18 protein-coding genes are annotated in these 20,878 nt (G+C 61.0%); 14 read left to right on the top strand and 4 right to left on the bottom strand.

All coding sequences use genetic code 11. The annotated features are described in order from the left end of the window. Positions 1 to 79: 79 nt before the first annotated feature. The 14 genes from algK (at position 80) to DYL59_RS01135 (ending at position 15,881) form a co-directional block, all read left to right on the top strand. Positions 80 to 1,459 carry an alginate biosynthesis TPR repeat lipoprotein AlgK gene (gene algK / locus DYL59_RS01200; RefSeq protein WP_135287507.1) on the top strand — a complete coding sequence of 460 codons (1,380 nt, stop codon included), beginning with the start codon at positions 80 to 82 and terminating at the stop codon, positions 1,457 to 1,459. Further along, entirely contained in the window at positions 1,456 to 2,940 is a 1,485-nt protein-coding gene (locus tag DYL59_RS01195; RefSeq protein WP_135287506.1) for an alginate export family protein, read from the top strand. Before algK ends, DYL59_RS01195 begins: the two co-directional genes overlap by 4 nt. Continuing rightward, positions 2,940 to 4,529: a mannuronan 5-epimerase AlgG gene (algG, locus tag DYL59_RS01190; protein WP_135287505.1), complete on the top strand. Its 1,590-nt coding sequence runs from the start codon at positions 2,940 to 2,942 to the stop codon at positions 4,527 to 4,529. Before DYL59_RS01195 ends, algG begins: the two co-directional genes overlap by 1 nt. An 11-nt stretch (positions 4,530 to 4,540) precedes the next feature. Then, positions 4,541 to 5,983 (top strand): alginate O-acetyltransferase, encoded by a 1,443-nt coding sequence (locus DYL59_RS01185; RefSeq protein ID WP_135287724.1) that lies wholly within the window; start codon positions 4,541 to 4,543, stop codon positions 5,981 to 5,983. An 8-nt stretch (positions 5,984 to 5,991) separates the two neighbouring features. Further along, positions 5,992 to 7,101 (top strand): mannuronate-specific alginate lyase, encoded by a 1,110-nt coding sequence (locus DYL59_RS01180; protein ID WP_135287504.1) that lies wholly within the window; start codon positions 5,992 to 5,994, stop codon positions 7,099 to 7,101. Positions 7,102 to 7,317: 216 nt separating this feature from the next. Next, a complete protein-coding gene (locus tag DYL59_RS01175) occupies positions 7,318 to 8,850 on the top strand; it encodes an MBOAT family O-acyltransferase (protein WP_135287503.1) in 1,533 nt (510 codons plus the stop codon). 11 nt (positions 8,851 to 8,861) lie between these two features. Then, positions 8,862 to 10,049, top strand: coding sequence for an alginate O-acetyltransferase (locus tag DYL59_RS01170; protein WP_135287502.1), 1,188 nt, complete (start codon positions 8,862 to 8,864; stop codon positions 10,047 to 10,049). 16 nt (positions 10,050 to 10,065) lie between these two features. Then, positions 10,066 to 10,722, top strand: coding sequence for an alginate O-acetyltransferase AlgF (locus tag DYL59_RS01165; protein ID WP_135287501.1), 657 nt, complete (start codon positions 10,066 to 10,068; stop codon positions 10,720 to 10,722). Positions 10,723 to 10,874: 152 nt separating this feature from the next. Further along, a complete protein-coding gene (locus DYL59_RS01160; protein WP_135287500.1) occupies positions 10,875 to 12,326 on the top strand; it encodes a mannose-1-phosphate guanylyltransferase/mannose-6-phosphate isomerase in 1,452 nt (483 codons plus the stop codon). A gap of 274 nt (positions 12,327 to 12,600) precedes the next feature. After that, positions 12,601 to 13,065: a multidrug transporter gene (locus DYL59_RS01155; protein WP_135287499.1), complete on the top strand. Its 465-nt coding sequence runs from the start codon at positions 12,601 to 12,603 to the stop codon at positions 13,063 to 13,065. A gap of 14 nt (positions 13,066 to 13,079) precedes the next feature. Beyond that, the gene (locus tag DYL59_RS01150; protein WP_135287498.1) at positions 13,080 to 13,892 is read left to right on the top strand and encodes an SDR family oxidoreductase; all 813 of its coding nucleotides are present in this window, start codon (positions 13,080 to 13,082) and stop codon (positions 13,890 to 13,892) included. After that, positions 13,892 to 14,293: a DUF4440 domain-containing protein gene (locus DYL59_RS01145; protein ID WP_135287497.1), complete on the top strand. Its 402-nt coding sequence runs from the start codon at positions 13,892 to 13,894 to the stop codon at positions 14,291 to 14,293. The genes DYL59_RS01150 and DYL59_RS01145 overlap by 1 nt, the downstream gene beginning before the upstream one ends. A gap of 222 nt (positions 14,294 to 14,515) precedes the next feature. Beyond that, the gene (locus tag DYL59_RS01140) at positions 14,516 to 15,442 is read left to right on the top strand and encodes an Ssp4 family T6SS effector (protein ID WP_135287496.1); all 927 of its coding nucleotides are present in this window, start codon (positions 14,516 to 14,518) and stop codon (positions 15,440 to 15,442) included. Then, the gene (locus tag DYL59_RS01135) at positions 15,432 to 15,881 is read left to right on the top strand and encodes a hypothetical protein (RefSeq protein ID WP_238340585.1); all 450 of its coding nucleotides are present in this window, start codon (positions 15,432 to 15,434) and stop codon (positions 15,879 to 15,881) included. Before DYL59_RS01140 ends, DYL59_RS01135 begins: the two co-directional genes overlap by 11 nt. A gap of 130 nt (positions 15,882 to 16,011) precedes the next feature. Here the strand turns inward: DYL59_RS01135 and DYL59_RS01130 are convergent, their stop codons facing one another. Genes DYL59_RS01130 through DYL59_RS01115 form a run of 4 tightly spaced genes read right to left on the bottom strand, consistent with a single transcriptional unit; the run spans position 16,012 to position 20,772 of the window. Next, positions 16,012 to 16,872, bottom strand: coding sequence for an efflux RND transporter periplasmic adaptor subunit (locus DYL59_RS01130; protein WP_135287495.1), 861 nt, complete (start codon positions 16,870 to 16,872; stop codon positions 16,012 to 16,014). Between the two features lie 10 nt (positions 16,873 to 16,882). Further along, the gene (locus tag DYL59_RS01125) at positions 16,883 to 17,083 is read right to left on the bottom strand and encodes a DUF1656 domain-containing protein (protein WP_010565658.1); all 201 of its coding nucleotides are present in this window, start codon (positions 17,081 to 17,083) and stop codon (positions 16,883 to 16,885) included. After that, the gene (locus DYL59_RS01120; protein ID WP_135287494.1) at positions 17,073 to 19,250 is read right to left on the bottom strand and encodes an FUSC family protein; all 2,178 of its coding nucleotides are present in this window, start codon (positions 19,248 to 19,250) and stop codon (positions 17,073 to 17,075) included. The genes DYL59_RS01125 and DYL59_RS01120 overlap by 11 nt, the downstream gene beginning before the upstream one ends. Positions 19,251 to 19,260: 10 nt before the next feature. After that, a complete protein-coding gene (locus DYL59_RS01115) occupies positions 19,261 to 20,772 on the bottom strand; it encodes an efflux transporter outer membrane subunit (RefSeq protein WP_135287493.1) in 1,512 nt (503 codons plus the stop codon). Positions 20,773 to 20,878: the final 106 nt, after the last annotated feature.

Below are 20,878 nucleotides of genomic sequence, written 5' to 3'. Positions count from 1 at the left end.
GCAGTGTGTCAGCCAGCACATGCACCAACTGACACGCACTCTTCGCGAGCAAGTCGGATCGCCGCACCGCCGCTCCCACATGGGTTCTCTGTGCACATTGGCATTGGCAGTCAGCCTCGCGGGATGTGCCGGTTTGCCAGATCAGCGTTTAGCCAATGAAGCGTTGAAGCGCGGCGATACCGTCACCGCGCAACAGAACTACCAGCAACTGGCAGACCTGGGCTACAGCGAGGCCCAAGTGGGCCTGGCCGATATTCAGGTAGGCACCCGTGACCCGGCACAGATCAAACAGGCCGAAGCCACCTACCGTGCGGCGGCCGATACATCGCCCCGCGCCCAGGCTCGCCTGGGTCGCCTGCTGGTGGCCAAGCCCGGCAGCACCGAAGCCGAGCATCACGAAGCCGAAACCCTGTTGAAAAAAGCCTTTGCCAATGGCGAAGGCAACACCCTGATCCCGCTGGCGATGCTGTACCTGCAATACCCCCACAGTTTCCCGAACGTGAACGCCCAGCAGCAGATCAGTAAATGGCAAGCCTCGGGCTACCCGGAAGCCGGTCTGGCCCAGGTGCTGCTGTATCGCACCCAAGGCACCTACGACCAGCATTTGGATGATGTGGAGCGCATCTGCAAAGCCGCGCTGAACACCACCGATATCTGCTACGTGGAACTGGCCACGGTCTACCAGAAAAAGGCCCAGCCAGAACAACAAGCCGAACTGCTCAAGCAAATGGAAGCCGGCTACAGCCGTGGCACCGTCACCGCCCAGCGCGTGGACAGCGTAGCCCGCGTACTCGGCGATGCCACCCTCGGCACCCCGGACGAAAAAACCGCCCAGGCCTTGCTGGAAAAAATCGCCCCTGGCTACCCGGCGTCCTGGGTCAGCTTGGCGCAACTGCTCTACGACTTCCCGGAACTGGGCGACGTCGACCAGATGATGAAGTACCTGGACAACGGCCGCGCCGCCGACCAACCCCGCGCCGAGCTGCTGCTGGGCAAGCTCTACTACGAAGGCAAGTGGGTACCCGCCGACGCCAAGGCCGCCGAAGCGCACTTCGAAAAAGCCCAAGGCAAGGAAGTGGCCGCCGATTACTACCTCGGCCAGATCTACCGCCGTGGTTATCTCGGCAAGGTCTACCCGCAAAAAGCCCTGGACCACCTGCTGACCGCTGCGCGCAATGGCCAGAACAGCGCCGACTTCGCCATCGCTCAATTGTTTTCCCAAGGTAAGGGCACCAAGCCCGACCCATTGAACGCCTATGTCTTCAGCCAGTTGGCTAAAGCCCAGGACACGCCAGAGGCCAACGACTTGGCCACCCAACTTGAGGCCCCGCTGACACCGGAGCAACGCGCCCAAGGCCAACGCCTGGTGCAACAAGAGCTGGCGACCCGCGGCACCCTGGCCCAGAGCACGTTGCAACTGCACGCCCTGGAAGAAGACGACGGCGAGGAATCCCTATGAAGCTCAACCCATTCGTCAAGGCCGGCATCGGCCTGACCTTCGCCCTGTTGTGGTCGTGCCCAACCCTGGCCGCACTGACCGAAGCCAAGAACTTCGGCCTGGAAGTCAAAGCCACCGCGCAGTCCGAAGACGACCGCGACCTGGGCACGCAAAAAGGCGGCGACGTCAACGGCATCGGCCTGGACCTGCGCCCGTGGATCTACGGTGAGAGCGGCGCGTGGAGCGCCTACGCCATGGGCCAGGCCGTGGTGTCCAGCGACATCATCGAGACCGACACCCTGCAACAGTCCTCCGATGACGAAAACCAGCAGACCACCAACAACGACCGCAAGACCAAGAAAAACTACTTGGCCATGCGTGAGTTCTGGGTCGGCTACAGCGGCTTCACGCCCTACCCTGGCGAGATCCTCAAGCTGGGCCGCCAACGCCTGCGCAATGACGACGGCCAATGGCGCGACACCAACATCGAAGCGCTGAACTGGACCTTCGACACCACCCTGCTCAAAGCCAACGTGGGCGTCGCCGAACGGTTCAGCGAATACCGCACCGACCTCAAGGAACTGGCCCCGGTCGACAAAGACCGCCAGCACCTCTACGCCGACGCAGCCTACCAGTGGACACCCGGCCAGTGGATCGGCCTGCGCGCCCACCACACCCATGACAACGGCAAGCTCGACTACCCTGAGCCCGGCCAACCCACCGACTCGCTGGACAAGCGCGAGAACGGCGACCTGACCTGGCTCGGCATCGAAGCCAACAGCGACGCCTACAACTGGCGCAACACCAACACCGTCAACTACTGGGCCAGCGTGACCGGCATGCGCGGTGATCGCGACAAGGTCAACGCGCTCAAATCCGACGGCACCCGCCCGGACCAGGCCAAGAACAGCGATGACCTGAGTGGCTGGGCCACCGACATCGGCGTGCGCCTGCGCCTCGACCCGCAGTGGCAAGTGGGTGCGGCCTATGCCCGTGCCAGCGCCGACTACGAACAGAACGGCCTGCAGAGCAACCGCTCGAACTGGACCGGCACCCAGTCCCGCGTGCACCGCTTCGGCGAAGCGTTTCGCGGCGAGATGAACAACATGCAGTCCATGAGCCTGTTCGGTTCGTGGCAGCTGCGCGAGGACTACGACGCCAGCCTTGTGTACCACAAGTTCTGGCGCGTGGACGGCAACAAGCCGGTCAGCAGCAACGGTATCGCCGCGCTGGATAACACCACCGACGCAGCGGGCGACATCGTCTCCAGCACCTCGCTGCCACTGGCCGATGGCAAGAAAGACCTGGGTCAGGAAATGGACTTGGTGGTCACCAAGTACTTCAAGAAAGGCCTGCTGCCGGCAGCCCTCAGCCAGTCCATCGACGAGCCTTCGGCCTTGGTGCGTTTCCGTGCTGGCGTGTTCAAGCCAGGCGACGCCTATGGCAGCAACGTTGACTCGTACATGCACCGCGCGTTTGTCGACGTGATCTGGAAATTCTGATGGGAGCCTGCGCGATGAATGCTCATCCCTTCAAGGGCAGACACTTACTGGTAGCTGCGATGCTGATGGCCAACGCCACAGCGTTCGCGGATACCACACAGCAGGTCAAGGCGCCGACCATCGCCAAAGAACTGCAACAGGCCAAGACCTACACCATATCCAGCCCGCCCACCGCGCCGCTGGAAATGGCCAAGCCGGCCCTGCCTGACCTGACGGGCTACACCGCCGCCGCGATGGAAAAGAAAATCGTACGGACCAAGCCGGGCAAAATCAGCATCCGCCGCATGATGCAGGAAGACGCCCTCAAGGACTTTATCGGCGGTGACAACAAGATGGCTGAATGGGTGGTGCGCCAGCACGGCATTCCCCAGGCGATCTTCGTCGACGACGGCTACATGAACCTCAAGGACCTGCTGGGCAAGGTGCCCAAGCAGTACCTGAGCGAAACCTCGCCGGGTGTGTTCCTGGCCAAGCTGCCGATTGTGGTGGGCCGCAAGGGCATCCTCGATATCGACGGTAAGACCCAAGAGCTGCGCCTGTCCCAGGAAGCCGGTTCGTTCCTGATCAACGACGGCCAGCTGTTTGTGCGCGACACCAAGGTCACCGGCTGGAGCGAAAAGGCCAACGGCCCGGCGCTGTTCAAGTCGCCCAAGGAGTTTCGCCCATTCCTGCTGGCCTGGGGCGGCACCGAGACCTATATCTCCAAGACCAAGATGGCCAGCTTCGGCTACGCCAACAGTAAGTCGTACGGGGTGAGTATTTCCCAGTACACGCCGAACATGGCCAAGGTGCTCAAGCGTTCGGAGCCGACCGGTTGGATCATCGACTCCGAGTTCTCGGACATGTGGTACGGCTTCTACTGCTACGAAACCGAAGGCTTCGTGATCAAGGGCAATACCTACAAAGACAACATCGTCTACGGCATTGACCCCCACGACCGTTCCCACGGCCTGATCATCGCGGACAACACCGTGTACGGCACCAAGAAGAAGCACGGCATCATCATTTCCCGGGAAGTGAACGACAGCTTCATCTTCAACAACCGCAGCTACGACAACAAGCTCTCGGGCCTGGTGCTGGACCGTAACAGCGTCAACAACCTGGTGGCCGACAACGAGTTCTACCGCAACCACACCGACGGCATCACCCTCTATGAGAGCGGTGACAACCTGCTGTGGGGCAACAAGGTGATTGCCAACCGTCGCCACGGGATCCGCGTGCGTAACAGCGTGAATATCAAGCTGTACGAGAACACCTCGATGGCCAACGGGCTGACCGGCCTGTACGGCCACATCAAGGACTTGACCGACACCGACCGCGACATCGCCCTCGACCCGTTCGACGCCCAGGTGTCGCTGATCGTGGTGGGTGGTGAGCTGGCCGGGAACGGTAGCGGGCCGCTGTCCATCGACTCGCCACTGAGCGTGGAGCTGTACCGCGTGTCGATGCTGGCGCCGACCAAATCCAGCGGCATCAGCTTCAACGGTGTGCTGGGTGATCGCCAGGAAGAGATTCTCGACCTGCTGGTACGCCAGCAGAAAGCCGTGCTGATCGACCCTGTCGAACGCCAGACCGAATTGCAGGACTGAGGATGACCCTTATGCACCCACACATGATCAAACTGCTGAGCCTCTCGGGTCTGACCCTCGGCCTGCTCGCGGCCAGCCAGGGCGTACGCGCCGACGAAATCCAGGCACCGACGTTTACCGCCGAACCGTGCTGCAGCCTGTGCCCCGCCGCCCATGACGCGAAGAACTACACCACGCGCTACCAGCAGAACTTCACCACCCTGGTACAAGCCCAGGGCGACTGGTTGTTCCGTACCCAGGAAGACCTGCGCACCGAATTCGACACCAGCCCTGCCGGCTACAAGCGCATGCAGCAACTGCACGATGCGTTCAAGGCCAAGGGCGTGGAGTTGGTGGTGGTGTACCAGCCGACCCGTGGCCTAGTGAACCGCAACAAGCTCAACCCTGAAGAGAAAGCCAAGTTCGATTTCGACAAGGCCCTGGCCAACTACAAAACCATGCTCGGCCGATTCGCCAAGATGGGCTACGTGGTGCCGGACCTGTCGCCGCTGACCAATGAGCAGTTGCCCGATGAACTGCCGGCCCACGACTTCTACTTCCGCGGTGACCAACACTGGACGCCCTACGGCGCCCAGCGCACCGCGAAAATCGTCGGCGAGAAAGTGCGTGCCATGCCGGAGTTCGCCGATATTCCCAAGCGCGAATTCGAGACCACCCGCTCCGGGCGCATGGGCAAGACCGGCACCCTGCACAACATGGCCGGGCAACTGTGCGGCACCAGCTACGCGATCCAATACATGGACCAGTTCACCACCGAGCCCAAGGGCGAAGCGGGCGACGGCGACCTGTTCGGCGATTCGGGCAACCCGCAGATCACCCTGGTGGGCACCAGCCACAGCGGCAAGAACTACAACTTCGCGGGCTTCCTGGAACAGGAAATCGGTGCGGACATCCTCAACGTGGCCTTCCCCGGTGGTGGCCTGGAAGGTTCGATGATCCAGTACCTGGGCAGCGATGAATTCCAGAAGAGCCCGCCAAAAATTTTGATCTGGGAATTCTCGCCGCTGTACCGCCTGGACCAAGAGACCATCTACCGCCAGATGATGTCGCTGCTGGACAACGGCTGCGAAGGCAAGACCGCTCAGATGACCGCCAGCACTTCTTTGAAGCCGGGCAAGAACGAATTGATGGTTAACAGTTCCAACAAAGACCTGCGTAACGCCAATCACCAGGTAGATATCCGCTTCGCCGACCCGTCGGTGAAAACCCTGCAAGCCACCCTCTGGTACATGAACGGGCGCCACGAGGACATCAAAATCGAGAAACCCGAAACATCCGACACAGACGGGCGTTTCGCCTTCGAACTGCGCACCGATGAAGACTGGGCCTCGCAGAACTTGCTGGCCGTTGAAGTGCAGGGTCCAGAAAAGGGCGCGCAGAAGGTTGAAGCGAAAATTTGCACACGCAACGTATTCCCAAGCGGCGGTCAAAAAACCGCTTCACTCGGGCAATGAGGTTACCTATGCAGAAGTTATTGATACCAACGTTACTCGGCCTTGCGATGTTTGCAGGCTCGGTTAACGCCGCCGCGCCACTGCGTCCGCCCCAGGGTTATTTCGCCCCGGTGGAAGCGTTCAAGACCGGCGACTTCAAGAATGACTGCGACGCCATGCCGGCGCCGTACACCGGCTCGCTGCAATTTCGCAGCAAGTACGAGGGTTCGGACAAGGCTCGCGCCACCCTGAACACCCAGTCCGAAAAAGCCTTTCGCGACAGCACCGCCGACATCACCAAGTTGGAAAAAGACACCAGCAAGCGCGTGATGCAGTTCATGCGCGACGGTCGTCCGGAGCAGTTGGAATGCACGTTGAATTGGCTGACCAGCTGGGCCAAGGCGGATGCGTTGATGTCCAAGGACTTCAACCACACCGGCAAGTCCATGCGCAAATGGGCGTTGGGCAGCATGGCTTCGGCTTATGTACGCCTGAAGTTTTCCGACTCCCACCCGCTGGCCAACCACCAGCAGGAAGCGCAGTTGATCGAAGCCTGGTTCAACAAACTAGCCGACCAGGTGGTGAGCGACTGGGACAACCTGCCGCTGGAAAAAACCAACAACCACTCCTACTGGGCCGCCTGGTCGGTGATGGCAACCTCCGTCGCCACCAACCGCCGTGACCTGTTTGATTGGGCCGTGAAGGAATACAAAGTCGGCGTGAACCAGGTCGATGACCAAGGCTTCTTGCCCAACGAATTGAAGCGCCAGCAACGGGCCCTGTCGTACCACAACTACGCCCTTCCGCCGCTGTCGATGATCGCAAGCTTTGCCCTGGTCAACGGTGTGGACCTGCGCCAGGAAAACAACAGCGCGCTCAAGCGCCTGGGCGACAAGGTGCTGGCCGGGGTCAAAGACCCGGACATCTTCGAGCAGAAAAACGGCAAAGAGCAGGACATGAAGGACCTCAAGGAAGACATGAAATATGCCTGGCTTGAACCCTTCTGCACCCTCTACACCTGCGCGCCGGATGTGATCGAGCGCAAGCACGGGATGCAGCCGTTCAAGACCTTCCGCCTGGGGGGTGACCTGACCAAGGTCTACGACCCGGCACACGAAAAAGGCAACAAGGGTAGCTGACGAAACTGGGACCCAATGTGGGAGCGGGCTTGCTCGCGAATGCGGTGTGTCAGTCGACACATCTGTAACTGAACCACCGCATTCGCGAGCAAGCCCGCTCCCACAGTTTGAGCCGGTTTCGGCAGTTGGAATGAAGTACCGCCCTCCCCCGAATTTTCGTGGGGGGGTTTGGGGGGGCTGCGGCCCTTGACTGTGGTTAAACATGGAGAGATCGGGATGGTTTTCTCGTCCAATGTGTTCCTGTTTTTGTTCTTGCCGATCTTTCTCGGCTTGTACTACTTGAGCGGGCAACGCTATCGCAACCTGCTGCTGCTGATTGCCAGCTATGTGTTCTACGCCTGGTGGCGAGTGGACTTTTTGGCACTGTTCGCCGCCGTGACGCTGTGGAACTACTGGATCGGCCTCAAAGTCGGTGCCGCCGGCGTGCGCACCAAGCCGGCCCAACGTTGGCTGCTGCTCGGCGTGGCGATTGACCTGTGCATCCTGGGCTACTTCAAGTACGCCAACTTCGGCGTCGACAGCATCAACGTGATGATGAAGTCGGCGGGCCTGGAGCCGTTCATCCTCACCCATGTGCTGTTGCCGATTGGGATCTCGTTCTACATCTTCGAGTCCATCAGCTACATCATCGACGTGTATCGTGGCGACACCCCGGCTACCCGCAACCTGATCGACTTTGCGGCGTTCGTGGCGATCTTCCCGCACCTGATTGCCGGCCCCGTGCTGCGCTTTCGCGACCTGGCCGACCAGTTCAACAACCGTACCCACACCCTGGACAAGTTCTCCGAGGGCTGCACGCGGTTCATGCAGGGTTTCATCAAGAAAGTCTTCATCGCCGACACCCTGGCGGTGGTGGCCGACCATTGCTTCGCCCTGCAAAACCCGACCACGGGCGATGCCTGGCTCGGCGCGCTGGCCTACACCGCGCAGCTGTACTTCGATTTCTCCGGCTACAGCGACATGGCTATCGGTTTGGGCTTGATGATGGGTTTCCGCTTCATGGAAAACTTCAAGCAGCCGTACATCAGCCAGTCGATCACCGAGTTCTGGCGCCGCTGGCACATCAGCCTGTCCACCTGGCTGCGTGACTACCTGTACATCACCCTGGGCGGCAACCGTAAAGGCACGCTGACCACCTACCGCAACCTGTTCCTGACCATGCTGCTCGGTGGCCTGTGGCACGGTGCGAACATCACCTACATCGTGTGGGGTGCCTGGCACGGCATGTGGCTGGCGATTGAAAAAGCCATCGGCCTCAACACCGCGCCGCGCAGCTTCAACGTATTGCGCTGGGCCTTCACCTTCCTGCTGGTGGTGATGGGCTGGGTGATCTTCCGCGCCGAGAACCTGCACGTTGCCGGCCGTATGTACGGCGCCATGTTCAGCTTTGGCGAGTGGTCGCTGTCGGAACTCAACCGCGCCAGCCTCACCGGCCTGCAAGTGGCAACCCTGGTGGTGGCGTACGCAACCTTGGCGTTCTTCGGTCTGCGCGACTTCTACACCAACCGCCCTGCCGAAAAAACCAAGCCGGCCGACCCGAGCCTGATCAAGGCGGTACCGGGCGACAACCCTGGCAGCATCCACCAGCCCGGCTTCACCGTGGGCCAGGACGCCGCCGTACAACCGGCCTACTGGACCGCTGACTGGCCACGCTACGCCATGCGCGCTGCGGTGCTGCTGCTGTTCGTGGCGTCGATTCTCAAACTGTCGGCGCAGAGTTTCTCGCCGTTCCTTTACTTCCAATTCTGAGGGAGCCGACCATGACCCGTTCATTACGCGTCCTCTATATCGGCCTGTTCCTGGTGGTGCTGCTGGCCCTGGGCGCCTGGTCGCTGCGCAGTTTCCTGGGCTTTAGCACCAACGCCGATGCCACCGTGCTCAACGGTCGCTGGACCAAAGCAGTCGAGACGCACTACGACGACGAGTTCCCGATCAAGCGCATCGGCACCAACCTCTGGGCGGCGCTGGACTACAAGCTGTTCAACGAAGGTCGCCCTGGCGTGGTGCTGGGCCGTGATCACTGGTTGTACAGCGACGAAGAGTTCAACCCTATCGTCAACGAAGACCAGAACCTGCAAGGCAACTACGCGCTGGTCGAAGGCGTGCGCCAAAAACTCAAGGCCCAAGGCATCCAACTGGTCATGGCCATCGTGCCGGCCAAGGTGCGCCTGTACCCGGAACACGTCGGTGAGGTGAAACCGGCGAGCATCCACGCCAACCTGTACCAGGACTTCCATGCCCGCGTCGCCGCCGACAACATCCCCGCACCGGACCTGCTGGGCCCGCTGCAACAGGCCAAGCTGAGCGGCAAGCAAGTGTTCCTGCGTACCGACACCCACTGGACCCCGGACGGTGCCGAAATCGCGGCCAAGCAGTTGGCCAAAGGGATTGCCGAGCAAACCCCACTGAGTGGCGAGCCCCAGCGTTTTGTCACCGAGGCCGAGAACACCGCACCGCACAAAGGCGACCTGCGTCTGTTCCTGCCCCTGGACCCGCTGTTTGAAAACCTGATGCCACCCAAGGAGCCGCTGGAAAAACGCGTGACGCACCTGGCCAAAGAAGGGGGTGGCGACGACGCGCTGTTCAGCGACAGCGAAACCCCGGTGGCATTGGTGGGTACCAGCTACAGCGCCAACCCCAACTGGAACTTCGTGGGCGCGCTCAAGCAAGCCCTGCACAGCGACGTGATCAACTATTCGGAAGACGGCCACGGCCCGATCCTGCCGATGCTCAGCTACCTGAAAAGTGATGACTTCAAGAACAGCCCGCCTCAGGTGCTGATCTGGGAGTTTCCTGAACGTTATCTGCCGGTAAACAACGAAATCGGTGATGCCGACCCGTCGTGGGTTGCGCAACTTAAACAAGCCGGTTCGCGCCAACAAAACATGGCACTGAACACCCCAGCTAAAAACCCAAAATCCGAGACGCCCGACCGGGCGCAAAACTGAAAGAGAGGTAACTCACATGACTTTCACTACAACTCCTCGTCGTCTCGCTAAAACCCTGGCACTCGCGGCTGGCCTGAGCGTCGTCTCCCTGTCGGCCTTCGCCGGTGGTGACGCCGCCCTCTACGGCCCTACCGCGCCAAAAGGTTCGAGCTTCGTGCGTGTATACAACGCCAGCAACCAGGAAGTGAGCGCTACCGTCGGCGCCACCAACCTGAGCGACGTTGCGCCACTGGCCAGCAGCGACTTCAGCTTTATGCCGGGCGGTGACTACAGCGCCAAGATCGGCAGCCAGACCGTGCCGGTCAAACTCGCGGCCGACCACTACTACACCCTGGTCAACAACAGCAGCGGCCAGCCGCAACTGATCGAAGAACCGCCGTTCAAGAACAAGCAGAAATCCCTGGTACGTGTGCAGAACCTGAGTGACAAGGCCCTGACCTTGAAGACCGCCGATGGCAAGACCGATGTGGTCAAGTCGGTGGCTGCCAAGGGCCGTGGCGAACGTGAAATCAACCCGGTGAAAGTGAGCCTGGCGTTGTATGACGGTGACAAGAAAGTCGGTGATGTGAAGCCGGTTGCGTTGGAACGTGGTGAAGCAGCGGTGTTGTATGTCACAGGCTCGGGTTCGAGCTTGTCGCCAGTCTGGGTGAAACGCCCGGTATCGACCCGCTAATTAAATTTTCAATTTAACGCTCCCCTCCTGTGGGAGCGGGCTTGCTCGCGAATACGGTGGTTCAGCACCCGATGTAACCACTGAACCACTGCTTTCGGGAGCAAGCCCCCTCCCACAGGCTCTGACCCAAATCGATTCAAGGAGAAACACCCATGATCCCAGTAATCCTTTCCGGTGGTAGCGGCTCCCGTCTTTGGCCGCTGTCGCGTAAACAGTTCCCTAAGCAATTCCTGGCCCTGACCGGCGAGCACACGCTGTTCCAGCAAACCCTGGAGCGCCTGGTATTCGAAGGCATGGACACACCGATTGTGGTCTGCAACAAGGACCATCGCTTTATCGTCAACGAGCAACTGGCCAACCGTAAGCTGGAATGCCAACGCATCCTGATGGAGCCGTTCGGTCGCAACACCGCGCCGGCCGTGGCCCTCACCGCGATGATGCTGGTCAACGAAGGCCGCGACGAGCTGATGCTGGTGCTGCCCGCCGACCATGTGATCGACGACCAGAAAGCCCTGCAACGCGCCCTGGCCCTGGCCACCGTGGCCGCCGAGCGTGGTGAGATGGTGCTGTTCGGCGTGCCGGCCACCCGCCCGGAAACCGGCTATGGCTACATCAAGTCCACCGCCGACTCGCTGCTGCCGGAAGGCGTGAGCCGCGTCGAGCAGTTCGTGGAAAAACCCAATGAAAAACGCGCCGTCGAGTTCGTCAAAAGCGGCGGTTATTTCTGGAACAGCGGCATGTTCTTGTTCCGTGCCAGCCGCTTCCTCGAAGAGCTGAAAAAGCACGATCCGGACATCTACGACACCTGCCTGCTGACCCTTGAGCGCAGCGAGCAGGACGCCGACACGGTGTCCTTCGACGAAGCGACTTTCGCCTGCTGCCCGGACAACTCCATCGACTACGCCGTGATGGAAAAAACCCAGCGCGCCTGCGTAGTGCCGTTGAGTGCTGGCTGGAGCGACGTGGGTTGCTGGGCGTCGCTGTGGGCGGTCAACGATAAAGACGCCGATGGCAACGTCACCAAGGGCGACGTGGTGATCCAGGACAGCAAGAACTGCATGATCCACGGCAACGGCAAGCTGGTGTCGGTGATCGGCCTGGAAAACATCGTGGTGGTGGAAACCAAGGACGCGATGATGATTGCCCACAAGGACAAGGTCCAGGGCGTCAAGCAGATGGTCAACACCCTCAACGAACAGGGCCGCAACGAGACCCAGAACCACTGCGAAGTCTATCGTCCGTGGGGCTCCTACGACTCGGTGGACATGGGCGGTCGCTTCCAGGTCAAGCACATCTCGGTCAAGCCGGGCGCGTGCCTGTCGCTGCAAATGCACCACCACCGTGCCGAGCACTGGATCGTGGTCAGCGGCACGGCCGAAGTGACCTGCGACGAGAATGTGTTCCTGCTCTGCGAGAACCAGTCCACCTACATCCCGATTGCCTCGGTGCACCGCCTGCGCAACCCAGGCAAGATCCCGTTGGAAATCATCGAAGTGCAATCGGGCAGCTACCTGGGCGAAGACGACATCGAGCGGTTCGAAGATATCTACGGTCGTTCGACGCCGGTTGAGCGTGGTGTTTCGGTGAAAACTATCGCGCAGTAAAAGAGTCGTACAAGAAGCCCCCGTCCAGCCGACTGCGTCCCCTATCCGCAGCCGGTTGGGCGGGGGCTTTTTCTTGGGTTTTGTGGTGGCTGTGAGGGCCTCTTCGCGAGCAAGCCCGCTCCCACAGTTGACCGAGTACATCCTTTGGAATGCGATCAACCTGTGGGAGCGGGCTTGCTCGCGAAGGCGTCAGCCGCATCAACCCATCTCTCAAGCCACCCAATCCCACCTACGCTTAAGTTAGGATGCTCGTTCCCAATTCGAGGTGGTCTCCATGTTCTTCGGCGTTCTCCTGATCATCACCTGGCTGATCCTGCTGCTGCGCTACCCCGCCAAGGCGCTGCCGGTGTCCCTTGCCGCCGCCGTGGGCCTGGGTTTTGTCGCCATCTGGGTGGTGTGGCTGGACAACCGCGAAGCCTCCCAACTGGCACGCCTGGAACTGCGCATCACCTATGCGCCGCAAGAATGCCCCGCCGACCGCCCGCTGAAACTGACCCTCAACAACGGCAACGACGTACCACTGACCGAGCTGCGCTGGCGCCTCGCCGCCTACGCACCGGGCGACACGGTAAACCTGGCCGACAACGTCTACGCCGCGCCCCGCTATCGCGGCCCCGGTGAGCTACAGGCCGGTGGCACCTGGGAAGACTGCCTGCCGACGCCACCGTTGCGTCCTGGTTATCGCCCACAAACCCTGGAATTTCGTGCCGAACACCTGCAAGGTGGCTTCTCGGACTGACAAAGGACTGCCCCATGCCCAACGTACTCATCACCGGCTGCTCCAGCGGCATCGGCCGCGCCCTGGCGGACGCGTTCAAAACCGCCGGCTACACCGTATGGGCGAGCGCCCGCCGCCCGGATGACGTTGAAGCCCTCGCCACCGCGGGCTTTAACGCGGTCGAACTGGACGTCAACGACAGCACCGCCCTGCAACGCCTGGCCGAACAACTGGGCGAACTGGATGTGCTGATCAACAACGCGGGCTACGGCGCCATGGGCCCGCTGCTCGATGGCGGCACCGAAGCGATGCAACGCCAGTTCGAAACCAACGTGTTCTCCATCGTCGGCGTGACCCAGGCGCTGTTCCCGGCACTGCGCCGCAGCAAAGGCCTGGTGGTGAACATCGGCAGTGTTTCCGGGGTGTTGGTCACGCCATTTGCCGGTGCCTACTGCGCCTCAAAGGCCGCCGTGCATGCCTTGAGCGACGCATTGCGCATGGAAGTGTCGCCGTTTGGCATTCGGGTCATGGAAGTGCAACCGGGCGCTATCGATACAAGCTTTGCCAAAAACGCCGGGGCCCAGGCCGAGTTGCTGATCAGCGAAAAATCCCCCTGGTGGCCCCTGCGCGAAGGCATCCGCGCCCGCTCCCAGGCCTCGCAGGACAACCCGACCCCGGCCAGCGAATTTGCGGCACAGGTGCTCAAGGCTGTGCAACAAGCAACCCCGCCGCGCCTGTTGCGCGCAGGCAATGGCAGCCGGGCGTTGCCGTTGATGGCGGCGCTGCTGCCCAAGGGTTTACTGGAACGCGTGTTGAAAAAACGCTTTGGATTGGAACGGAGTTTGTAATGATCGACTACAGCGACTTTTTCGAAGAAGTCACCCAAACCCACGTCGAGATCGAGCAATGGTTCGCCGGCGTCGCGCCTGAAGGCACCTTGCAAAACCTACTCGCGCGCTTCTCCCCGGAATTCAGCATGGTCGCCCCGGCGACCGGCACACGGGTGAATGCGGCCGGAGTCCATGCGTTGTTCACCCGCTTGGGCGGGATGCGCCCGGGATTGAAGATCACGTTGAGCGAAATGACCGGGATCGACCGACACGCGCGGGGTGCGACAGTGACTTACCGCGAGCGTCAGGTGGATGACAGCGGCACCCAGACCGACCGCCGCGCCACCGTGGTGTTCGAGAAGATGGCCAGCGGCGCGCTGCTGTGGCGCCATCTGCACGAAACCTTCATCAAGGCCTGACGCGGTCAAAAAATGTGGGAGCGGGCTTACTCGCGAATACGGTGCGTCAGACGACACATTTGTTGCTGAACCACCGTATTCGCGAGCAAGCCCGCTCCCACATTCTTAGATTTGTGTTTGGCTAGTCGGGCCAGGGACTACAAAAAACAGCGAACGGCCTGACATCATTTCAAGGAACCAATCCTCAGGCTCTTTCACCTCTGTCTACCTACAGGTGAAAGGATGCCCAGCGACTTCTTACGAAGCGGCGTGCCGGATGCGCACACCACTACCCGGCAACGACTGGCCAGTTTGCTGGACCTGCCAAAACTCTATCAAACCATAGACGCCGACCCGGCCATCGTCGGGGCGGGGGTGGTGCATATCGGCAGTGATTATCAGGTGACGGTGCTGAGGGAGTTTGTGCCGCTGTGCAGTATCAAGCCCAAGCGGGTGATTTTGCGGGAGGTGGCGGGGCCGGCATTCACGGCTGAAGACTATGCGCAGTTGGCGGCAAGTTCGACGCGCGAATCTCAACTGTGGAAGGAAGCATCGGGGATGGCTCTAGCATGCAGTGGGGCCGTGATTGGTATCTACGTTGCCAGTGCCGGAGTCGCGACGGCTCCTTTAAGTGCAGGTTCCAGCCTTGCAGTGACTTACATCGCCTATACCGCCGCAGCCGCCAGTGGTTTGCAATGTTTCAACGGCTTATGGCGAACCCATAAAGAACTCACCAATCCGGCAGAGAACGATTATTTCGACAGCCTGGATTGGTATCAAACAATGACGTTAGCCTTGGACGGCATTTCTCTAGTGGGCGCGGGCAGTACGACCTTCGTCACCGTGAAAACAGTCATGACTATTAAAAACACTACAGGTCGCGAGTTGACTGACATCCTGCGGCGCATGAGCCGCCAGGAACGCGCAAAACTGACAAATGAAGTTCTACGCCTACAAAATATTCGTCGTCCTCGCGAAATGATTCGATTAAAGCAATTGGCCGGAAAACTCCCCAAGCGCTTCAGCAATGCCCAATTGAGACGGGACATGCTCACTCAATTAGCCGATCAAGTGGGTGCCGCTTTCGCGGTTACTGGCAGCGGCATCTCCGGAAATATCAATCACATCGTCATTGCCATTTATGAAGAGTTCGACAGCCATGAGCCATAATCCCCATCCCCATACATTGCGCAGCCATATCAGGCGCTTTGCGTTCACGGTGGGGACGGCGGTGTCCCTCTACATGGTCAGCATTTCAGGCAACCTGTCACACAGCCTGTCTTATTACGCCCGAATAAATGACCTCCCTAGCGAATATGCGATCGTGGCGAGTTTGGTATTGCTACTGGGAATGAGCATTGGATTAGGGCTAATAGCGGCCGGGTTACGATCAGGGCCAGGGTTGCTAGTAGTCATCGCGACCATGAACGCTTTGATTTCGGCGGATTACTTGGGGAACCACTCCGTTACGATGTTGGTGGTATTCCCTTTGTTTCAATCCCTGGCCTGCCTATTAGTGCTTAATACAAGAAACCACCGCCGCTTTGTCAGCATGCTGCAGGTCAGGCGTCGACGTAAAACCAGAGCTGCCGAGCCGCTCATTAGCTAAAAATGCTTACTCCGACCGTATTGCCAACAAAGATCAAAGGTGGGAGCGGGCTTGCTCGCGAAAGCAGTGGGTCAGTCGACGGATTAGGTGAATGACCCACCGCATTCGCGAGCAAGCCCGCTCCCACACTTTAGTTCTGTGTTTGGTTGACGATGACGGTGCAGGTGATGCCCGCCGCTAGCAGCACGCCCTCTGGCACTTGATCGATGTGAATCCGCACCGGCACTCGTTGCGCCAATCTCACCCAGTTGAACGTCGGGTTCACATCCGCCACCAACTCGCGGCTCTCGGGGTTGTCGCGGTCGTAGATGCCTCGGGAGATGCTTTCCACATGGCCCTTTAACGTCTCGCCGCTCATTAACTGCATGTCGGCTTTGTCGCCCACCTTCACATGCGGCAGCTTGGTTTCTTCGAAGAAGCCGTACACCCAGAACGAGTTCATATCCACCACGGCCATCTTGGCTTCACCAATGCGCGCATAGTCGCCGCGATGCACATTGAGGTTGGTGACGTAGCCGTCCACCGCCGCCAGCACTTGGGTGCGTTTGAGGTTCAGTTCGGCCGCTTCCAACTGGGCCTGCGCGTGCTGGTAATCGGCCAGGGCGGAGTCAGCAATGTTGCTGGCGTCATCGCGGTTTTCTTTGGAGATCACCAGGGCGTCGAGGTCGGCACGGCGGTGGGCGTTGACCTTGCGCATTTCCCAGGTGGCTTTGCGCGAGGCGACGAGGGACTGCGCCTGTTTGACGGCGATGCGGTAGTGCTCGGGGTCGATCTGCATCAGCAGGTCGCCCTTTTTCACCAACTGGTTATCGCGCACCGGCACGTCCACCACTTCGCCGGTAACGTCGGCGGCAACGTTGATGATGTCGGCCCGTACACGGCCATCGCGGGTCCACGGGGTTTCCATGTAGTGCACCCACAGCGTGCGGCCAATCCAGATCGCCAAAGCCAGAACCAGCAAGGTCGCGAGCAGGCTGAAAAACTTTTTCATCGGGGCATTCTCAACGGTAGACGGTCAGCGCCAGGGCGCCGAACAGGCAAACGAACAGGCTCAGGCGCAGCAACGCCGGGTGCCAGAAAAAACGGTACAGGTCGAACCCGGCCAGGAAGCGGTCCAGGGCCCAGGCAAGCCCGGCCGCGATCAAAAACATCAAGGTCATGGTCGGCATATAGACGCCATGAAAGGCGATTTCACGGGGCATGGGGGGCTCCTTTGAGGGCCGCCAGGGGCGATTGCGGGTCCAACAGCGAGGTGCGGATAAAGTGCAGGTAGCTTTTCACCCGGCGCAGGGCCGAGGTGTCAAAGTGCGGGGCGAAGGGTTCGTCGGTGGCCTGCACGCGGCTGATGGCATGGTCGACGGCGATCAGGCTGCGCTCCAGGTTGCTCGCGCTGGGTTGCAGGAACAGGCGCACCAAAGAGCGCCCCATCACACGCAGTGCCTGGCGCCACGGCTGGGAGGCAGCGTAGGCCGGGTGCACGGGCAGAATCGCCTGTTCCTTGCGCAACTCGATGACCGCGTGGCCCACCTCCAGCACCACGAACATCCAACGCAGCAGGTCGCGCTGCACTTGCGGCTGGCTGACGGCGAGGCCGTAGGCCTGGTGCATCAAGTCACGGGTACGGCTTTCGAAACTCGACGCCAGGCCCTTGAGCTTGCCGCTGATGGCATACACCACTTGCTCGCGCAGGTCCTGCTCCAGCCGGCGCCACAACCAGCGGCTGTTGGGCGGCAGGATGATTGCCCCCGCCGCCGCGCACACCAGCATGCCGATGATCATGGCGATGTAGTCGTTGATAAAGGTGTAGGGGTTGTAGACCGTGAGGTTGTCCGGCACTGAACCGGTGCTGAAGAAGATCAGCAGGCCCAGGCCCACACCGGCGTACTGCGGGCGCGAGCTGAGGAACGCGCCGAGGATGATCACCGGGGCGATCATCACGCACAGCAGCGGGAAGCCGTCGATCCAGGGGAACACGAAGAACATCTCGACAAACCCCACCAAGGCACCGATCAAGGTGCCGCAGGCGATCTGGAACGCCATGCGCTTGGGATTGGGCGTGGCCGCCGACAAACCGACCGTGGCGGCGGCGATCAGGGTCATGGTGGCGCCACTGGGCCAGGCGGTGGCCACCCAGTAACTGCCCAGCACAATCAGGATGAACGAGGCACGAATGCCCGACGCCGCACAGGCCAACCAATTGGTTTTTGGGGTGTAGGGCTCGTGCCAGTCTTCGCGGGCATGGCTGTGGTCGGCCAGGGACGCGTGGGTTTGCGCGTAGTTGTGCAGGTCGTCGACGAAGCGATAGAGCAGTTCGTAGGCGGTGTGGAAATCCAGTTGTTCGGCTTCGGTGGGGTTTTGTTCCTGGAACACGCCACGCAGGCTACGCACTTTGGCGGGCAGCTCGTCCTTGTAGGCGCTCAGTTGAACCACCAGCCGCGCCGCGTCGGGACAGGTGAGGGCCCGGCCGGAGAACCCGTCAAGCACCTCGGCAAGGTCAAGCAGGCCGGGCTTGATGGCCGCAACCACATGATCCGCCTCATCCTTGCGCAGCCGCTCAAGCAACTGGTGCAGGGCATTGAAACGCGTGGTGATGCTCATGAACTCGCTGTTGAGGCGACTGAGCCGACCGTTGCGCCGACGCATATGCGGGTCTTCAAACACGGTAACGCTGCGCAGCCCTTCCAGGCCCACGGCTTGCGCGATAAAGCGCACGTTGCTGGCCTCGAAATGGTCACGCTGGCTACGCCCACGCAAACCATCGGTGGCAAACAGCGCAAACACGCCAAAACGCTGGTACAGCGCGTTGCGCATGGCGGCGCTGGAGGTTTGCGGCAGGATCGCGGCGCTGACCAGGGTGGAGCACAGAATGCCCAGGGAAATTTCCAGCACCCGCCACACCGCTGCCATAAACGCGCCGTCCGGGTGTGCCAGGGCGGGCAGGCCAACCATCGCCGCGGTGTAGCCCGCCAGCACAAAACCATAGGCACGAAAATTACGGTTACGCGTCGCGCCAGCGGTGCAGATACCTACCCAGATCGCCAGCGCGCCCAGGAACAACTCGGTGTTCTGCGCAAACAAGGCGATCAGCAGCACCATCACCGCCGACCCCGCCAGGGTGCCGAGGAAGCGATAGAAGCTTTTGGCAAACACCTGGCCGCTCTGCGGTTGCATCACGATAAACACGGTGATCATCGCGGTGCGCGGTTGCGGCAACTCCAGGCGCATGGCCAGCCACAGCGTGAGGAACGCAGCGATCAGCACCTTGAAGATGTACACCCAGGTCACGCCGTCGCTGCGCGCCCAGTCGAAAAAACCGCGACGCCACTCAAGGGAGTGCAGCCAGCGCAGCGGTGCAGGCAAGGGAGTCATTCAATCCTACTCAGTGATCAAACACGGCGAGGGCCGCCGGGGTCTTGCTCGGGAGGGTCTTGGCGTCTTGGGGCACATCGTTGCCGGCACCGACCCCACCGCCCAGGGCGGTGACCAGTTCGGCATGGGCACTCAGGCGTGCGGCCTGAACCTGTTGCTCGACCTGCTGCTGACGAAACAGCAACGTCTGGGCATTGAGCACATTGAGGTAATCGGTGAGGCCGCGTTGGTAGGCGATCATCGCGATGTCGTAGGTTTTTTGCGCCGAGGCCACCGACTGCGCGGCGAAGGTCGATTGCTTGTCCATGGATTCGCGGCGGATCAACTGGTCGCTGATGCCCTTGAGCGCGTTGACCAGAGTCTGGTTGTACTTGGCCACCGCGATGTCATAGCCAGCGCTGGCTTGCCCCAGTTCGGCACGCAAACGCCCGCCGTCGAAGATCGGCAGGGTGATCGCAGGCCCCACGTTGAAGTTGAATTTCTTGCCCGCCAGAAACTCCAGCATGCCGCCGCCGGTGGCCATGTAGCCGAGGCTGCCCACCAGGTCGACGTTGGGGTAGAACCCGGCGTGGGCCACATCGATGCCACGGGCTTGCGCTGCGACTTGCCAGCGGCTGGCGACTACGTCCGGGCGTTGGCCCAGCAGTTGTGCGGGCAGGCTCGACGGCAGTTTCAGTGGTGCGGCCAGGGACAGGCTCGGGCGCTGCAAGTGCGCGCCCTCCCCTGGGCCTTTACCGGCCAATGCGGCAAGCTGGTTGCGGCTCAGGGCGATTTCTTCATCCAGGGCGTCGAGCTGGCGATGGGTTTCCGGCAACGGGGTTTCGGCCTGGCTCACGTCGAAGTGGGTGCCGATCCCGGCGTTCAGGCGTTTGTTGGCCAAGTCCAGAATCTGCTCTTGCTGGGCCAGGGTGGCGGCGACGATATCGCGGTTGGCGTAGTGCAGTGACAGCTGGATGTAGGCGCGCACCACGTTGTTCTGCAATTCGAGCTGGGCCTGGCGCGCTTCAGCGGCGCTCATGTGGGCCAAGTCCACGGCGCGTTCGGTGGTGTTGCTTTCGCGGCCCCACAGGTCCAGGGCATAGCTCAGGCCCAGGGACGAATTGTTGTCCCAAGTGGTAGCGCCGCTCAGTTCGCCGGGGCCGTAGAACTGGTCTTTCGGCCAGTTGTGGCGCTTGAGGGTGGTGTCGCTGTTGATCTGCAGCGACTCGGCCGACTCGGCAATCCCGGCCATGGCTCGTGCTTCACGCACACGGGCGGCGGCCATGGCCATGCTTGGGCTGTTTTGGGTGGCGAGGTCGACCCAATGGTTGAGCTGGGCGTCGCCATAGGCTTGCCACCACTGGGCGGTGGGCCAATGGGCGTCCTGGGCGGCGTTCTGGATTGCTTCGTCGGTGGCCAGGGTATTGGCGCTGAGCGCCTGGCCTTGGGGGGCGATGCCTCCCGTTCCGATGCAGCCGCTGATTGCTAACGATAAGGCCCAAATACTGAGAGTCTTCAGCTCTCTGCTGATGCGACGCGGCACGGCAAGCGAATTCCTGAGAGGGTGTTGCGGGGTAGGTGGGGCAATTCTAGGCGGCGGCATGAAGGACGATAAGCTGGCATTCCTGTGAATCTTTGTTACCGTTCAA

The sequence above is a fragment of the Pseudomonas kairouanensis genome, from assembly GCF_004682055.1.
In the GTDB taxonomy this organism is placed as follows: domain Bacteria; phylum Pseudomonadota; class Gammaproteobacteria; order Pseudomonadales; family Pseudomonadaceae; genus Aquipseudomonas; species Aquipseudomonas kairouanensis.
This window is presented reverse-complemented; position numbering and strand designations above follow the sequence as displayed.

Coding starts and splice junctions, on each gene's coding strand:
- DYL59_RS01165 (WP_135287501.1), top strand. CDS start 10,066: ATGACTTTCACTACAACTCCTCGTCGTCTCGCTAAAACCCTGGCACTC.
- algK (WP_135287507.1), top strand. CDS start 80: ATGGGTTCTCTGTGCACATTGGCATTGGCAGTCAGCCTCGCGGGATGT.
- DYL59_RS01130 (WP_135287495.1), bottom strand. CDS start 16,872: ATGAAAAAGTTTTTCAGCCTGCTCGCGACCTTGCTGGTTCTGGCTTTG.
- DYL59_RS01185 (WP_135287724.1), top strand. CDS start 4,541: ATGCACCCACACATGATCAAACTGCTGAGCCTCTCGGGTCTGACCCTC.
- DYL59_RS01175 (WP_135287503.1), top strand. CDS start 7,318: ATGGTTTTCTCGTCCAATGTGTTCCTGTTTTTGTTCTTGCCGATCTTT.
- DYL59_RS01180 (WP_135287504.1), top strand. CDS start 5,992: ATGCAGAAGTTATTGATACCAACGTTACTCGGCCTTGCGATGTTTGCA.
- DYL59_RS01195 (WP_135287506.1), top strand. CDS start 1,456: ATGAAGCTCAACCCATTCGTCAAGGCCGGCATCGGCCTGACCTTCGCC.
- DYL59_RS01170 (WP_135287502.1), top strand. CDS start 8,862: ATGACCCGTTCATTACGCGTCCTCTATATCGGCCTGTTCCTGGTGGTG.
- DYL59_RS01145 (WP_135287497.1), top strand. CDS start 13,892: ATGATCGACTACAGCGACTTTTTCGAAGAAGTCACCCAAACCCACGTC.
- algG (WP_135287505.1), top strand. CDS start 2,940: ATGGGAGCCTGCGCGATGAATGCTCATCCCTTCAAGGGCAGACACTTA.
- DYL59_RS01140 (WP_135287496.1), top strand. CDS start 14,516: ATGCCCAGCGACTTCTTACGAAGCGGCGTGCCGGATGCGCACACCACT.
- DYL59_RS01120 (WP_135287494.1), bottom strand. CDS start 19,250: ATGACTCCCTTGCCTGCACCGCTGCGCTGGCTGCACTCCCTTGAGTGG.
- DYL59_RS01155 (WP_135287499.1), top strand. CDS start 12,601: ATGTTCTTCGGCGTTCTCCTGATCATCACCTGGCTGATCCTGCTGCTG.
- DYL59_RS01160 (WP_135287500.1), top strand. CDS start 10,875: ATGATCCCAGTAATCCTTTCCGGTGGTAGCGGCTCCCGTCTTTGGCCG.
- DYL59_RS01135 (WP_238340585.1), top strand. CDS start 15,432: ATGAGCCATAATCCCCATCCCCATACATTGCGCAGCCATATCAGGCGC.
- DYL59_RS01125 (WP_010565658.1), bottom strand. CDS start 17,083: ATGCCCCGTGAAATCGCCTTTCATGGCGTCTATATGCCGACCATGACC.
- DYL59_RS01150 (WP_135287498.1), top strand. CDS start 13,080: ATGCCCAACGTACTCATCACCGGCTGCTCCAGCGGCATCGGCCGCGCC.